General features: G+C 53.8%; 14 protein-coding genes and 2 tRNA genes. 11 read left to right on the forward strand and 5 right to left on the reverse strand.

Annotated elements, in window-relative coordinates; all coding sequences use genetic code 11:
- Window positions 1–12: 12 nt before the first annotated feature.
- Together P8T57_RS07725 and P8T57_RS07730 are read right to left on the reverse strand one after the other, a co-directional pair.
- A tRNA-Gly gene (locus tag P8T57_RS07725) sits at window positions 13–87 on the reverse strand.
- A gap of 35 nt (window positions 88–122) precedes the next feature.
- Window positions 123–197 (reverse strand) — tRNA-Gly (locus tag P8T57_RS07730).
- A gap of 217 nt (window positions 198–414) precedes the next feature.
- On the opposite strand from P8T57_RS07730, the gene P8T57_RS07735 reads away from it, so the two are divergent.
- From P8T57_RS07735 to P8T57_RS07755, 5 genes are all read left to right on the forward strand, one after another.
- Window positions 415–924, forward strand: a complete 510-nt coding sequence (locus tag P8T57_RS07735; RefSeq protein WP_007088732.1) for a prolyl-tRNA synthetase associated domain-containing protein — start codon at window positions 415–417, stop codon at window positions 922–924.
- A 135-nt stretch (window positions 925–1,059) separates the two neighbouring features.
- On the forward strand, window positions 1,060–1,986 hold the full coding sequence (gene trxA, locus P8T57_RS07740) for a thioredoxin (RefSeq protein ID WP_341365076.1): 927 nt from the start codon (window positions 1,060–1,062) through the stop codon (window positions 1,984–1,986).
- The gene (locus tag P8T57_RS07745) at window positions 1,983–2,669 is read left to right on the forward strand and encodes an LON peptidase substrate-binding domain-containing protein (RefSeq protein ID WP_341365077.1); all 687 of its coding nucleotides are present in this window, start codon (window positions 1,983–1,985) and stop codon (window positions 2,667–2,669) included. The genes trxA (P8T57_RS07740) and P8T57_RS07745 overlap by 4 nt, the downstream gene beginning before the upstream one ends.
- Window positions 2,670–2,689: 20 nt before the next feature.
- The gene (locus P8T57_RS07750; protein WP_341365078.1) at window positions 2,690–2,878 is read left to right on the forward strand and encodes a Trm112 family protein; all 189 of its coding nucleotides are present in this window, start codon (window positions 2,690–2,692) and stop codon (window positions 2,876–2,878) included.
- A 14-nt stretch (window positions 2,879–2,892) separates the two neighbouring features.
- Window positions 2,893–3,279: a DUF971 domain-containing protein gene (locus P8T57_RS07755; RefSeq protein ID WP_341365079.1), complete on the forward strand. Its 387-nt coding sequence runs from the start codon at window positions 2,893–2,895 to the stop codon at window positions 3,277–3,279.
- A gap of 132 nt (window positions 3,280–3,411) precedes the next feature.
- On the opposite strand, the gene P8T57_RS07760 is transcribed toward P8T57_RS07755, so the two are convergent.
- Entirely contained in the window at window positions 3,412–4,071 is a 660-nt protein-coding gene (locus tag P8T57_RS07760; RefSeq protein WP_341365080.1) for an OmpW family outer membrane protein, read from the reverse strand.
- A gap of 204 nt (window positions 4,072–4,275) precedes the next feature.
- Entirely contained in the window at window positions 4,276–5,502 is a 1,227-nt protein-coding gene (locus P8T57_RS07765) for a UbiH/UbiF/VisC/COQ6 family ubiquinone biosynthesis hydroxylase (protein WP_341365081.1), read from the reverse strand.
- Window positions 5,503–5,989: 487 nt separating this feature from the next.
- Here P8T57_RS07765 and P8T57_RS07770 point away from each other — a divergent pair, with 487 nt between their 5' ends.
- The 6 genes from P8T57_RS07770 to P8T57_RS07795 all read left to right on the forward strand — a co-directional run bounded on the left by P8T57_RS07770 (window position 5,990) and on the right by P8T57_RS07795 (window position 15,678).
- On the forward strand, window positions 5,990–6,328 hold the full coding sequence (locus P8T57_RS07770) for a P-II family nitrogen regulator (RefSeq protein ID WP_007088725.1): 339 nt from the start codon (window positions 5,990–5,992) through the stop codon (window positions 6,326–6,328).
- 23 nt (window positions 6,329–6,351) lie between these two features.
- Window positions 6,352–7,680, forward strand: coding sequence for an ammonium transporter (locus P8T57_RS07775; RefSeq protein ID WP_007088724.1), 1,329 nt, complete (start codon window positions 6,352–6,354; stop codon window positions 7,678–7,680).
- A gap of 384 nt (window positions 7,681–8,064) precedes the next feature.
- A complete protein-coding gene (locus tag P8T57_RS07780) occupies window positions 8,065–9,273 on the forward strand; it encodes an aminotransferase class I/II-fold pyridoxal phosphate-dependent enzyme (RefSeq protein WP_341365082.1) in 1,209 nt (402 codons plus the stop codon).
- A gap of 47 nt (window positions 9,274–9,320) precedes the next feature.
- Entirely contained in the window at window positions 9,321–11,798 is a 2,478-nt protein-coding gene (locus P8T57_RS07785) for a DNA translocase FtsK (protein WP_007088721.1), read from the forward strand.
- A gap of 276 nt (window positions 11,799–12,074) precedes the next feature.
- Entirely contained in the window at window positions 12,075–13,760 is a 1,686-nt protein-coding gene (locus tag P8T57_RS07790; protein WP_341365083.1) for a cache domain-containing protein, read from the forward strand.
- A gap of 235 nt (window positions 13,761–13,995) precedes the next feature.
- Window positions 13,996–15,678: a cache domain-containing protein gene (locus P8T57_RS07795; RefSeq protein WP_341365084.1), complete on the forward strand. Its 1,683-nt coding sequence runs from the start codon at window positions 13,996–13,998 to the stop codon at window positions 15,676–15,678.
- A 100-nt stretch (window positions 15,679–15,778) separates the two neighbouring features.
- Here the strand turns inward: P8T57_RS07795 and trxA (P8T57_RS07800) are convergent, their stop codons facing one another.
- Window positions 15,779–16,099, reverse strand: coding sequence for a thioredoxin TrxA (trxA, locus tag P8T57_RS07800; RefSeq protein WP_007088718.1), 321 nt, complete (start codon window positions 16,097–16,099; stop codon window positions 15,779–15,781).
- Between the last annotated feature and the right edge of the window lie 28 nt (window positions 16,100–16,127).

Consider the following 16,127-nt stretch of genomic DNA (forward strand, 5'->3'; position numbering starts at 1 on the left):
AAACTTTCATCATGGAGCGGGCGAAGAGATTCGAACTCTCGACCCTAACCTTGGCAAGGTTATGCTCTACCCCTGAGCTACGCCCGCATCATCATGAAAGCATGATCAAGGAAACCACCTGATGGAGCGGGCGAAGAGATTCGAACTCTCGACCCTAACCTTGGCAAGGTTATGCTCTACCCCTGAGCTACGCCCGCATTCATCAGTATTTCCTGCCCCTGTGGAGCGGCGCGGATAATAGCCCAACAAAACGCGATTGCAACCCTTTTTTCCATCAAATCGCCGCCACATCCAGAATGGCGGTTTTCCTTGACTTTTTACCCTTAAAACAGGGAAATCACGCCAACATGCTGCAATTTGCGTCCTAATTGCAATCTGACGATCTTCGCGCGACCCAGCCAGAAGGAAAACAGGATGAGTGATCCATCAACCGCACTTTTCGATTATCTCGAAAATCTTGGGATCAAAACCAGCACTCACGCGCATGTGCCGTTATTCACGGTCGAGGATTCGCAAAAGCTGCGCGGGGATTTGCCAGGCCTTCATTCCAAGAACCTTTTTGTCAAAGACAAGAAAGATGCCCTGTGGCTTGTCGTGGCCGAGGAAAATACCGAAATCCGCATGAACCATCTGCACAAGACACTGGGCTGCGCGCGCCTTTCTTTTGGCAAACCGGAGCTGCTGCTTGAGACGCTGGGCGTCATTCCCGGATCCGTCACACCGTTTGCCCTGATCAACGATCATGCGCGCAAGGTCAACTTTGCCCTCGATTCAAAGCTGGCCAAAGGCGACATTCTTAACTTCCACCCCTTGCGGAATGATAGAACCACGACAATTCAATCGGATGATCTGCTTCGATTTATCACCAGTCTTGGCTACGAAATCAGAATTGTCGATTTTGACGAGGAAATTGGTTCGTTCTGATTCCGAACAAATGCTCACAAAGCCTTTTACCGCGAAACATTAAGCTATAAGACTTACCTAATGTTATGGTTGGACCCCTTGTCGAACAGCGGTTGCGGCATCATCTAGAATCCAGAATTAGAGAGTAAAGCAATAATGTCCATCATTCTTGACGCCACCGCTGCGAACACCACCCCGACCGCCGGACAGGACAAAGACCTGATCAAGGACAGCAGCGTAGAAACATTTGTCCAGGACGTCATCGAACCCTCGATGGAAGTACCTGTTGTCGTCGATTTCTGGGCCCCTTGGTGCGGTCCGTGCAAAAGCCTGACCCCGACCATCGAAAAGGTCACACGCGAAGCTGGTGGGCGCGTAAAGCTGGTCAAGGTCAATATCGACGAGAATCAGGAACTGGCGATGCAATTGCGCATTCAGTCCGTTCCAACGGTCTATGCCTTTAAGGGTGGCCGACCGGTAGATGGTTTTCAGGGCGCACAGCCCGAAAGCGAAGTCCGCGCCTTCTACGAGCGCCTTGCAGGCGGCCCGATTGAAAGCCCGATTGCCGCAATTCTGGATCAGGCGGCAGGCGCACTGGCGGATGACGACCATGAAACAGCCCACGGCCTTTATGTTGGCGTCCTTGAACGTGAACCGCAAAACGAAACAGCAATCGGCGGCATGATCCGCTGCATGGTCGCCATGGGTGAAATTGAAGAAACCCGCCATTTTGTAGATAACATGGCCGAAGCAGACCGCCTGAAAGCGCCGATTGCATCCGCGATCAGTGCGCTTGAACTGGCGGAAACGGGCTACAGCAAGGAAGACCTTGATGTTGCGCGTGCCAAAGTGGCCGCCAATCCGGAAGACCTGCAGGCACAGTTTGATTTGGGCATGGCCTGCTTTGCCACCAACAAGCGTGAAGAAGCTGTCAACGCCATGATTGCGATCATTCGCAAGGATCGCAGCTGGAACGACGATGCCGGTCGCACCCAACTGATTAAATTTTTCGAGGCCTGGGGCCCAATGGACCCGGCTAGCGTTGCGGGGCGCCGCGCACTTTCGACGGTTTTGTTTTCATGAGCATATGCGGTCCTTTTGATCCCAGTTTTTCGGATCTTCCAGATACAATGCCGGTTTTTCCGCTAAGTGGTGCGCTTTTGCTGCCGCGTGGCCATCTGCCGCTCAATATCTTCGAGCCCCGCTATCTGAACATGATCACGGATGCCCTGGGACAGGACCGCATGATCGGCATGGTTCAGCCACGCCCGGACGGGCGAAACACCTATCACATGGACCCCGACAATCCGCCGGTGTTCCAGACCGGCTGTGCGGGTCGCATCACGGCGTTCAGTGAAACGGATGATGGCCGTTTCCTGATCACGCTAACGGGTGTCTGCCGATTCAACATCATCGAAGAACTGCCGATGCAAAGTGGCGGATATCGTGCAGTGCTTGGTGATTTCGCCCCATGGAAGGATGACCTGCTGTTGCCATCCCCGGATTTGCAGCCCATCAATCGCGACCGGCTCCGTCAAGCATTGGAAGGCTATTTTGCCCAGCATTCATTGCGATCCTGCTGGGATACGCTGAGCGATACGGATGATGAAATGCTGGTGACGGCCATTGCAATGGGCTGCCGCCTCAGCCCGCTTGAAAAACAGGCTTTGCTCGAATGCGCAAGCCTGTATGATCGCGGTGACATGCTGACAACCTTGCTGGAAATGGCGGCCCATCCACGGGCCCCGCAAACAGCCACCAATTAAAGTGATATGAAGGCCAGACAATGACCGCGACACATAGCCCGGTAGACCCGAAATTGCTTGAAATCCTCGTTTGCCCGGTCACGAAGGAAACGCTGGAATATAATCGCGAACGGAATGAGCTGATCAGCGTCAAGGCGGGCCTTGCCTATCCGATCCGCGATGGCATTCCGATCATGCTGCCTGACGAAGCCCGTGTCATCGCAGACTGATTGTGACGGCTTTCATGTCGGAAGACAGCTTTACCCCGCGTTTCAGTCCGGTTGAGATCAACTATCTGCGTGATGAGCACATTCTGGAAATCATCTGGGATGATGGGCTGACGTCAAAATTCAGTGCCGAACTTCTGCGGGTCGAAAGCCCGTCTGCCGAGGTTCAGGGACACCATCCGTCCGAGAAAAAAATCATCCCCGGCCGCCGTCATGTCGGCATTATCGACATCGTCCCGGTCGGGAACTATGCAGTGCGCCTTTCATTTGATGATCTGCATGATAGCGGATTGTACAGCTGGCAGTATCTGCGTGACCTGCATGCCAATCAAGATCAGCTCTGGGCTGATTACCTTCGTGCACTTGAGATACGTGGCCTGTCACGCGATCCTGTGCGCCGTTAAGGCAACAGACATCCCTGTTTTCGATGAGCCGCCCATTCCATCCGGCCCCATAATCAAAAACGGCCCTGACAACAAAGTCAGGACCGTTCCTGGGATCAGACAACAAACCGGAAAGTTTGCCGTCGGCAGTGATCAGAAGCGGTAACCGACACCGATACCGAACAGCCACGGATCGAGGTCTGCATCGGCTTTCACCGCGCCACCGTTCACAGAGACGTCGGTATTCAGGTAAATCTTTTTAACGTCCACGTTCAGCGACCACGGCCCGGAAATGGCATAGTCAAAGCCAGCCTGGAAGGCATAGCCAAAGCCATCGTCATATTTGACGGAATTGAACTGACCCGGTTTGCTGTCATAGAAGAACGTGTAATTGATGCCGGCACCAATATACGGGCTGAAACGCTGATCGGCCATGAAGTGATATTGTGCGGTCAAAGTCGGTGGCAGCAGACGCACACTGCCAAGGTCCAGATTGCTGGAGCCGGTATTCCAAGTCACATCATGCTTGGAGGTACCAGCGATCAATTCCAGCGCAATGTTATCGGTAATGAAGTAGGAAAAATCCACTTCAGGAATAACATCGTCATCAACCTTGCCTTCACCCGCAAGCGTGCCGCTGGTGATGTCTTCGTCCGGGACCACGCCGACGATACGGCCGCGAATAAGGATATCGCCTGCCTGTTTGGTTTTAAATGCCGCTTCCTGCGCCTGTGCGCCAGTTGCCGCAATCATCATCGTGCCAACAACAGCGCAGCTGGCCACTGTGGTCATCAATTTCCGGGTAAGTGTCATGTTTATCCCCTGCATTCAAAAATACGTCATGGGGACACTGCATCTTCGCAAATGCGAAATGCTTGACTCAAATCAACACGGCACGACAAAAAGCGACACAATTTTGAATTGTTTTTAACTGTGCGCAGATAGCCAAACCAAAAGGCGATCTTTAGAAATCAAAGATCGCCTTTTGGCATCAATCACCATCTGGATGGGGGAAGATTAAAGCGGTTTACCCTGCATCAGGCGCGGCAGAGTCCCCGCATACCCCATGGCATGGGACATGAAAGTCTTTTTGAGCGGCGGGATTTTCTGAACCACAGCAAGCCCGATATCACGCGCCCAACGCACCGGCGCAACATCATTGGAAAACAGCCGATTGGTCACATCGGTAACCGCCAGCATCACGGTATTATCAAAGCGGCGCCATTGCTCGTATTCAGCCAAAACATCAGAACCACCGATATCGCGACCAAGGCGGCGGGCTTCGACAAGAATCTCGGCAAGGGCCGCGACATCGCGTATCCCCATATTAAGCCCCTGCCCGGCAATCGGGTGCATGCCATGGGCCGCATCCCCGATCAGGGCGATGCGCGGATCGGTGTAGCGATAGGCATGCTGCAAACCGAGCGGATAACAAAAACGCGGACCGATGACTTCAAGATCACCAAGGTAGCCGTCAAACCGCCGATGCAATTCGTCGACAAACGTCTCCTCGTCCAGATTGACAAGATAATTGGCGAGATCGGTTGTTTCCGTCCAGACGATCGAACAACGATCATCGGTCATCGGCAAAATGGCAAATGGTCCGGCGGGCAGGAAATGCTCCACGGCAAGACCGTTATGGGGCACCTTGTGCTTGACCGTACAGACCACCGCACTTTGCCTGTAGCTCCATTGGTAGGTCTTGATGCCCGCCCAATTCCGCAGCATCGAATTGCGCCCTTCGGCGCCAATGGCCAACGCGCCGCGGACAGACCGGCCATCTGCCAATGTAACCGTCATGCCGCCCTGATCACGTGCAATGGTTTCAACACGTGCCGGTGCGATCATTTCGACCAGATCGGTTTCGGCAATAGCCCGATAAAGCGCGCCACGTGTGATCAGATTCTCGACGATGTAGCCCAAAGGCTGGTTTCCGACATCTTTATGATCATAATGAAGGAACAGCGGACTTACGCCGTCTGCAATCCTGATATCAAGGATCGGTTCGGCTTCGTCCGCCATATATTTCCATACACCAATCACATCAAGCACGGACCGGGAAGCCGCAGCTATGGCGCAAGTACGTCCATCATAATTGGCAGTGAGGATGGCTTTGGGGTCAGCGTAATCAATCACAACGGAACGCAGGCCACCATGCGCAAGCGCAAGCCCCATCGCCGCACCATTCAGCCCCCCGCCAAGAATGATGACATCGGCCTTAATCGTTTCCTGCTGAGCAACCATCGTGCACACCTTTGCTTTCTGCGCCAGCCGGGCAAAGTCGCATGACACCTGACTGGAAAATCCATGCTTCGACAGTTTTTACGTAAAACAGCCGTCGAAAGATGCATCTGATTTAACGCGTCACGACCACGGCCACAAGCCGGACCAGGAAAATACCGCACATTGCGTCAATCCGGACATTCTCGATCCTGATGACAGCAATGCCGCCACGACATCGCCTTGACGGAAAACAGATTTTTAGATCGCTATAGTTGATTAAAATTTGTGCATAAATTTTAATCAACGCCAAAATCTATGCACAATTAGTATCCTGCCCGCGTTTTGCATCACCCGATCAGATGACCTGTTTGTTGAGGAATATATATAAGATTCAACGTATTAGAAGATTGATTTCGAATCTGGCACGATTCTTGGTTTGTAGGTTGCGACTGCGAAATCGTGATTACCACGTCGGTACTCAACGGATATGCCGGGAGGTCGCAATATTATGAAACTCGTTACTGCTGTCATTAAGCCTTTCAAGCTCGATGAAGTCCGTGAAGCGCTTAGTGCGCTGGGCGTTCAGGGCCTGACGGTGACTGAAGTCAAAGGTTTTGGCCGCCAGAAAGGCCAGACCGAAATTTATCGTGGCGCTGAATACATGGTCAGCTTCCTGCCCAAAGTGAAGCTGGAAGTCGCGATCACGGATAATCTGGTTGATCAGGTTGTCGAAGCCATCACCAAAACTGCTCAGACCGGGAAAATCGGGGACGGAAAGATTTTCGTTCTTGATGTGAGCCAGGCGGTACGTATCCGCACGGGCGAAACCGGCGACGACGCCCTGTAAGTCCAGAGACAAGGGGAGACATTATGAACATTCCGATGAAGAAAACCGGCTTTGCCGCTCTTGCCGGGGCCGCTGCGCTGGCAATCACGTCACCGGCCTTTGCTCAGGACGCGGGCGTTCCGGCCGAGACCCAATACATCCTCAACACCTTCAGCTTCCTGTTTAGCGGTGCGCTGGTGATGTGGATGGCCGCCGGCTTTGCCATGCTGGAATCCGGCCTGGTGCGGACCAAAAACGTATCGACCATTCTTTTCAAAAACATCGCCCTCTTCGCCGTTGCAGGTATCATGTATTACCTGATCGGTTATAACCTTATGTATATGGACGTTTCCGGCTGGATCGGTTCGCTCAGCCTCTGGAGCGCTGATGACGCTGCTGCACTTGGTGGCGATTTCTCTGGCGGGTATTCGGCGACCTCCGACTGGTTCTTCCAGATGGTGTTCGTTGCAACCGCAGCTTCGATCGTTTCCGGTACCGTTGCCGAACGTATCAAACTGTGGCCGTTCATGATTTTCGTCGTCGTCCTGACCGGTATCATGTATCCGATTACCGGTGCATGGACCTGGGGCGGTGGCTGGCTGTCAGAAATGGGCTTTGCCGATTTCGCAGGCTCGACCATTGTTCACTCGGTTGGTGGCTGGGCGGCTTTGACCGGCGCAATCATCCTTGGTGCACGTAAAGGCAAATATGGTGCGGACGGTTCGGTTCATCCGATGCCCGGCTCGAACCTGCCGCTGGCAACGCTTGGTACCTTCGTTCTGTGGCTCGGCTGGTTCGGCTTCAACGGTGGTTCGCAACTTGCAATGGGTTCGGCCGCTGACGTTATCGCGATTGCCAACATTTACGGCAACACCTCGATGGCTGCTGCCGGTGGCGTTGTTGCCGCAGCAATCCTGACCCAGATCCTCTACAAAAAGGTCGACCTTACCATGGCACTTAACGGTGCACTGGCTGGTCTGGTCTCGATTACTGCTGGCCCGGACACCCCGACCATCGGTTCTGCCATCATCATCGGCGCCATCGGCGGTATTCTGGTTGTTGTTGCGGTTCCGCTGCTCGACAAACTGAAAATCGATGACGTTGTCGGTGCGGTTTCGGTTCACCTTGTCTGCGGTATCTGGGGCACCATGGCTGTTCCGTTCACCAATGACGGTGCATCGTTTGGTGTTCAGCTGACCGGTGTTGTTGCGATGGGTGCCTTCACCATTGTTGCATCGGCAATCGTGTGGCTGATCCTGAAATTCACGGTTGGCATTCGCCTTAGCGAAGAAGAAGAAGCACTGGGCAGCGATGCTGTCGAGCTTGGCCTCGAAGCTTATCCGGAATTCGGTAAAGGTTCGCAGCGCTTCTAAGCGATCAGATTTCCTGACGGGTGCCATGTTCGCATGGCACCCAGCCTGTCAGACCGATTGACCCGCCTTGGGATTTCCCAGTGGCGGGTCTTTTGTATTTTGCCCATGCCACCTTTTTAAGCACAGTGATAAGCACAAAACATGCAAACGGTTCCATCCGGCCCGTATCCTGAGGATGATCCGCGTGCCAGCTGATCTGCCAATTCTTTGCCCGAATTTTCTGCCAAAAGCCCGGAGAGCGCAACTTTCCGGGCTTTTTCGCAACGGATACCATCGCCCTTAAATCTTTCTTTGTATTTTTGGCATAGGGGTAAAGTCAGGGGAGATTGCCCACATTTTGCGGATACCTGCATTTTGACGCCTGTCGATCTGCGAGATCCATTCATGACCGGAATGCCGAACGCGATGTTTAACCAGCGCCTTGATCAATTGCCCGCCTATCCGTTTCCACGGCTTGCTGCCCTGTTAGAAGGGCTTGAACCCGGCAAGACGCCATTGGTGATGTCGATTGGCGAGCCGCAGCACGAGCCCCCCGCGATGATCACCGAGGCCATGGTGAAATACGCCAGCCTCTGGCATAAATACCCGCCCGGAAACGGCACGCCGGAACTGCGCAGTGCGATCAAGGGATGGCTTGACCGCCGTTACAATCTGCCAGATGGCATGATTGATCGGGATGCTCATATTCTGCCGGTCGCCGGAACACGCGAGGCGCTTTATCTGATTGCGACCTGCGTTATCCCGCAGGATCAACCCGGCCCGAAACCCAAGGTTCTTTTGCCCAATCCGTTCTATCAGGTCTATTGCGGTGCGGCAGTCCTTAATGATGCGGAAATGGTGCCGCTGGCGGCGGGACCGGAAACCGGTTTCATGCCGGATCTTGATCAGATCGATATCGAAACACTTAAGGCGTGCCGCCTGTTTTTCCTGTGTTCCCCAGCCAATCCGCAAGGGGCCGTTGCATCGCGCGACTATCTTGAACGCATTATTGCGATGGCACAGGAACATGATTTCGTTCTGGCGATGGATGAATGCTACGCCGATATCTATGATCGCGAGGCCCCGGTTGGTGCGCTTGAAATCTGTGCAGCACAGGACGGCCGGATGGATAATGTGGTTGTTTTCCATAGCCTGTCGAAACGATCCAGCGCGCCGGGATTGCGTTCAGGGTTCGTTGCCGGTGATCCCGTGATTATCAAACGCTTCAACGCCTTGCGCAGCTATTGCTCGGCGACGATTCCGATGCCGATCATGGCCGCATCCGCCGAACTGTGGGCCGATGATGCCCACGCATCGGAAAACCGTGATCTTTATCGCGCCAAGATTGATGTCGCGCAGGAAATTTTTGGCAACCGGTTTGGTTTTTATCGTCCGCCGGGGGGCTTTTTCCTGTGGCTTGATGTCGGTGATGATGAAGCCGCAACCAAAAAAATATGGGTGGAAGCCGGGGTAAAAGTCATTCCGGGCAGTTATCTGTCGATCACGGATGCAGATGGCAACAATCCCGGAAAACGCTTTATCCGCATTGCCCTTGTTCATGACCTTGAAACCACCCGCGAAGGGCTTCGACGTATCGCCGATGCCCTGAGCTGAACCAAGTCTGCCCGATCAACAGCGACGAAACGACAACGGATACCCCGATGAGCAGTCAGTCCAACCTTCTCGCACGCAGCACCGCCTTTATGCCGGGCAGTCTTGTCAATCTGCTGAAACGAAGCGGATTGCAGCTTTGCGGGCTTGCGCTGGTTGGCGCAGCAATCGCCCTTTTCATGATGCTGATCGGTTTTCATCCCGGTGATCCGTCTTTCAACCATGCGGCTGATCGCGATGTGATCTTCAACCCGCTTGGAACATTCGGGGCTTATACCGCCGATCTGTTGTTGCGCACGCTTGGTCTGGCATCGGCGCTGCTTACTGTCTTGATCCTCGGCTGGGGTCTGCGGCTGATTGCGGTTCGGCCGTTCAACTGGATGTGGGCACGTTTTCTGGTTTTGCCGCTTGCCCTGCTGATGGTCGCCACCGCGGCGGCAGCGGTCCGACCGGGTATGCACTGGCCGCTCACGGTCGGGTTTGGTGGTTTTGCCGGTGATCTGCTGCTTTCCAAGCTTCAATACGGGTTCGAAATGATTGGCGTGCCAGGTGCACGTCCGCTGATTGCGCTGATTGCAATGATACTTGGTCTTTTCCTGACCATGTTCTGCATGGCCTATCACATGTCTGAATGGCAGAAAGTCGGCTCGATCCTGTCGCGTATCGCAGGCGGTATCATTTCCGCAATCGGCCGCGCCATTCCTGGCAATTCAACAGATGACCGCCCGGGCGAACGGACAGCAGCCCGCAATCCCCGCATGCGTCAGGAACCGTCGCTGGAAAAAGGCAAAACCGGCCTTGGTGCTGCGATCAGTACCCGTCTGCAAGCGGCAACATCGTCGCATAACAAGGACGATGATATCGAGGAAGACGATTACAACGACGCCGATCATGCGCCACCGGTTCATATTGTCGCAGCCCCGGCGGCAAAATTGCAGCCCGGCGAAAAAGCATCGGCCCAGCGTCAGGCGTCGTTTGATCTTGGATCAGACGATTACCGATTCCCGCCGCTTAGCCTTTTGCATGAACCCGACCCGGCAGACGCAACCCAGATTGATCAGGAAGCATTGGCGCAAAATGCCCGCCTTCTGGAAACCGTTCTTCAGGACTTCGGCGTCAAGGGCGAGATCGTTCAGGTTCGCCCCGGGCCGGTTGTTACCCTTTATGAACTTGAACCAGCAGCAGGCGTCAAGTCATCACGCGTGATCGGTCTGGCCGATGATATCGCGCGTTCCATGAGCGCGATTGCCGCCCGTGTTGCGGTGGTACCGGGGCGCAATGTCATCGGGATCGAATTGCCAAACGCACGCCGCGAAACCGTACATCTGCACGAAATTCTGGCATCGAGCGATTTCGAAAAGAATACCGGCAAACTGAATATGAGCCTTGGTAAGGATATCGGCGGCACACCGGTAATTGCCGACCTGTCGAAGATGCCGCACCTGCTGATTGCCGGTACCACCGGTTCGGGTAAATCGGTCGGGGTCAACGCGATGATCCTGTCGCTGCTTTATCGCCTGAAGCCCGAAGAATGCCGTTTCATCATGATCGACCCGAAGATGCTGGAACTGTCGATTTATGACGGTATCCCGCATCTTCTGACACCGGTTGTGACCGACCCGCACAAGGCGGTTGTTGCCCTTAAATGGGCAGTGCGCGAAATGGAAGATCGGTATCGCGCCATGAGCCAGGTGGGTGTAAGAAACATCGCGGGCTACAACAAACGCATCAAGGAAGCGGCGGCCAAGGGCGAACAGCTGACGCGGCGCGTTCAGACCGGCTTTGATCCGGAAACCGGCAAACCGATCTTTGAAGATCAGGAACTGCCGATGGAGCCACTGCCGTTTATCGTGGTCATCGTCGACGAAATGGCCGATCTGATGCTGGTGGCGGGCAAGGATGTTGAAGCATCGATCCAGCGACTGGCGCAGATGGCCCGTGCCGCTGGCCTGCATCTGATCATGGCAACCCAGCGCCCGTCGGTCGACGTGATTACCGGTACGATCAAGGCAAACTTCCCGACGCGAATTTCCTATTCCGTGACATCGAAAATCGATTCCCGGACCATCCTTGGCGAAATGGGTGCCGAACAGCTTCTGGGTCAGGGGGATATGCTCTATATGGGGCAAGGTGGCCGATTGCAGCGTGTCCACGGCCCGTTCGTATCGGACGAGGAAGTCGAAAGCATCGTCGCCCATCTGCGCGATCAGGGCGACCCGGCCTATCTCGAAACCGTTACCGAAGAACCCGAAGAAGATCCGGTCGCGGCTTATATGGCCGGTGGCGGCGGTTCAGACGGCGGTGGGAATGGATCGGATGATGATCTGTATAATCAGGCTGTCGGCATTGTCCTGCGCGAGAAAAAGGCATCCACCAGCTTCATTCAGCGCAAATTGTCTATCGGCTATAACCGCGCAGCCCGCATCATCGAACAGATGGAAGAAAACGGCATTGTTTCGTCGGCCAACCATGTCGGCAAGCGTGAAGTCCTGATGGAAAACATGGACGGATCGCCTTACGAATACTGATCGTCGTGCAACCAAAAATATCAACAACAAACGAAAGAGGGATGCCATGTGCATCCCTCTTTCGTTTACGGATCTCGCCGCGATACTGATTTCACTCACTGATTTCACTGAGGATTCTTCATTTTATCACGGGTTTTCTGATTTCGATCAGGAACAATTGGCAAAGCTCTTTTTATAAAACCGCATATCTGCACAACCTTATGTTGCAGGTATGCTGGCCTGACAGCTTTTGCTGCATGCAGTTTCCGCCGTTTACACCCAAACACGGAGAACCCGATGAAACTCTCCAATTTCTCGCTTTCCGCCAAATTGCGGATGGTACTGGTAATGACGGCTTTTGCGCTGGGCGGTCTGGCGGTCTTTGATCTTGTGACCCTGCGATCTGCACTGGTCGAAGAAAAGAAAGCCAATGTCCGGCAAGTCGTCGATATGACCCGTTCGATCTTTAGCCATTATGATCAGCTCGCCAAATCCGGTGAGATCACCCTCGACGAAGCGCAGAACCGTGCAACAGAGTTTATTCAGAATGCGCGTTACGCTGACAATAATTATGTGTTTGTACTGGGTCTTGATACCAAGGTCATACTGCACCCCATCCAGCCAAAACTGAACGGCCAGAACGGTAAACAGGTGATTGATGTCAACGGTGTCCCGATCCTTGATGAAATGGTCAAGGCAGCACGTCATCCCGAAGGCGGTTTCCTGACCTATGAGTGGAACAAACCGGGGCATGACGGGGTATTTCCCAAACTGGCCTATGCCGAAACATTCAAGCCGTGGGGCTGGGTGATAACAACCGGCGTTTATATCGATGATGTTGATGACATTTTCTGGCAAACCGCCATCAATGACATCGCTGTTGCGATTGCCATGCTGATCGTTATCGGAATGGCCGGACTTGCGATTGACAGATCAACAACCCGACCCTTGCGAATGATCACCGAGGCGCTTAACAGACTGGCCCAAGGCGATACCAGCGTCACCACAAACGAAACAGATCGGCGTGATGAAATCGGTGCCTTGGCCCGGTCACTTGATGTTTTCAGGTCAAACCGCGAACAGGCCGAAAAGCTTGAACGGGAACAGAAAGATACGCACAGAACCCAGATTGCCCGCGCGGAAAAGGTCGAAAAGCTGATTAAAAGTTTCGAGATCGAAGTCGAAGGCAATCTGTCGACGGTTCACAGCGCGTTGGAGCAATTACGCACCACGGCAACAGGCATGGCCAGCCAGTCTGACGAAACCACGAGCCGTGCGGCCAACGTTGCCGTGGCAACCGAACAGGCAGCAGCCAATGTCGATACCGTTGCAGCCGCGGCAGAACAGCTTGCTGCATCCATCGATGAAATCACGTCGCAGGTTTCGCGAAGCTCTGATATCGCACAGGCGGGTGCAAACGAAGCCGATGACGCAAGTACGATTTTTGCGGAACTTGGAACGGCTTCCGACAAAATCGGGCAAGTGGTTGAACTGATCCAGTCGATTGCCGAGCAAACCAATCTTCTGGCACTCAACGCCACAATCGAGGCCGCCCGTGCCGGTGATGCCGGAAAAGGCTTTGCCGTGGTTGCGGCCGAGGTCAAAAACCTTGCCAACCAGACCACGCGCGCGACCGAAGACATTGCCGGTCAAATCGGCGGCATTCAGGAATCGACCCAGAATGCACTGGGCGCGATCCAGCACCTTTCGGGTCGGATGAAGGAACTGAACGAAGTTTCGGCAAGCATTGCCGCCGCCGTACGTGAACAGGATGCAGCAACCGGCGAAATTGCCCGCAACGTTGCCGAAGCCGCAACCGGCACCAAGGATGTCGCGCAAAACGTCGTCGGCTTGCGCAAGGCCGCCGAAGAAGAACGTGAAGCATCCGGTCAGGTTCTGGCGGCATCCGGCAGCCTGAACAGCAAATCGCAAAACCTGATGGAGCAAATCAAACAGTTCCTGAACGATATCAGGGCGGCATAAGCCAATCTGATACTGAACTTTCAGCTGTGCCGTCCTGAAAACCGTCAACGTATTTTGGGACGGCACATTCGGAAAAGACAAAAAGCAACTTTCAGTTGATTTTGATCTATCGCAAGATTTCCAGTCTAGAAAAAGCCTAAAACCGGAAAAGAATAACAAAACCGGCAGAAACACCGTCCCCACACGTTTTGGAGATGAGGCGTGAATGCCACCAACGGCTTATCTGGAAACGCTCATGACCCTATCCAATCTTTCCATATCGACAAAACTACGACTGGTTCTGGTGCTCGTTGCGCTTGCGTTGACCACTCTTTCAGCAATTGATTTGATCAACCTTCGCGCGACCATGGTTGATGATCGCAAAAACACTGTTCGCAATGTTGTTGAAATGGCCAACACAACCCTGGAGCATTATCAGCAACTGTCCAAAGACGGACAATTGTCGGATGAAGATGCCCGAGAGCAGGCGCTTGCAGCCTTGAATGCGCAACGTTTTGGCGATGACAATTACGTTTTTGTATTCAAGCCGGATACCAGAATTGTTCTGCACCCTGTCCAGCCACAGTTGAATGGGAAGCAAGGCCGCGACATCAAGGACCCGAACGGAATTGCACTGTTTGTAGAATTGGCAAAGGCTGCCGGACAGCGCGACGGTGTTTTTGTCCCTTACACCTGGAACAAGCCGGGGAAGGAAGGCACATTCCCCAAACTTTCCTATGCCAAAGCCGCACCGTTTGGCTGGATCGTTGCCACCGGCATTTATATTGATGATGTTGATGCATTATTCTGGCAGCGCGCGATTACCAATATTGTGGTCGCATTTGCCATGCTTTTCATCATCGCTGTCCTCGGCGTCATGATCGACCGGTCGACATCTCGTCCGCTTAAATCGATCACCACCGCGATCAACAATCTGGCAAACGGCAATACCGAAATCGCCATCACAAATTCAGATCGCAAAGATGAAATTGGCGACCTGCAACGGGCCTTGCTGATTTTCCGCGAGAACCGGATCCAAGCTGACAAACTTGAACGTGAACAGCAGGAAAATCAGGAAGCACAGCTTCAGCGTGCCAAAAAGATCGATGCAATGATCCGCAACTTTGAAACAGAGGTTGCCGGGAACCTGACAGTTGTTAATGCAGCGGTAACGCAGCTTCGCAGCACAGCCAGCCACATGATGGATCAATCGGTGTCGACAACCAACCAAGCCACCGCTGTTGCGGCGGCAACCGAAGAAGCGTCGGCAAATGTGGACACTGTTGCCTCCGCCGCCGAACAGCTTGCCGCCGCGATCGATGAAATCACACTTCAGGTCAATCGTAGTTCGCAGATTGCCCAGTCGGGTGCCGAAGAAGCCGAGGAAGCCAGCTCTATCTTTGCTGCGCTCGGAAATGCATCCGACAAGATTGGCGAAGTTGTTGAATTGATCCAGTCGATTGCAGAACAGACAAACCTTCTTGCACTGAATGCGACCATTGAAGCAGCAAGGGCAGGAGAAGCTGGTAAAGGGTTTGCCGTGGTGGCCGCCGAGGTCAAGAACCTTGCCAATCAGACCACCCGCGCAACCGAAGACATCGCAACCCAGATCAACGATATCCAGTCATCGACACAAAATGCGCTGGGCGCAATCCAGCACCTTTCGGGTCGGATGAACGAATTGAACGAAGTTGCAGGTGGAATTGCCGCAGCCGTCAGCGAACAGGATGCCGCCACGGGTGAAATCGCCCGTAATGTGTCCGAAGCCGCCGAGGGAACCAAGGAAGTGTCACGCAATGTCAACGGCCTCAGGCACTCTGCCGAAGACGAACGAGGCGCTTCTGGCGAAGTCATGGATGCTGCGGAAAGCCTTGGCGACAAGTCACACGTCCTGATGTCCCAAATCAACGATTTCCTGGCGAACATCCGGGCTGCCTGATCAAACGGGCACAAGTCTTCGATACAAAGTTCAAAGAAAAAGGCGGGCTGCATGACACAGCCCGCCTTTTGATGTTTTAAGATCGTCACCGATCAGATGATCAGATCGACTGATTGATCCAGTCGACAAGAGCGCTTTTCGGCAGCGCGCCAACTTTCATCGCGGCAACTTCGCCACCCTTGAAGATCATCAGGGTCGGGATACCACGTACACCGTATTTTGCCGGGGTGTTCGGGTTTTCATCGATGTTTACCTTGGCAATCTTGAGCTTGCCGCCCAGTTCGCCAGCAATTTCGTCCAGATACGGCGCGATCTGTTTGCACGGGCCGCACCATTCCGCCCAGAAATCGACGAGGACCGGGTCATTGGAACCCAGAACGTCGGAATCGAACGAAGTATCGGATACTTTAATCGTGGTCATACTATCAGTTCCTGGTTGTTACGAGGCC

This window comes from Thalassospira sp. SN3W, from assembly GCF_038070535.1.
GTDB lineage: Bacteria > Pseudomonadota > Alphaproteobacteria > Rhodospirillales > Thalassospiraceae > Thalassospira > Thalassospira xiamenensis.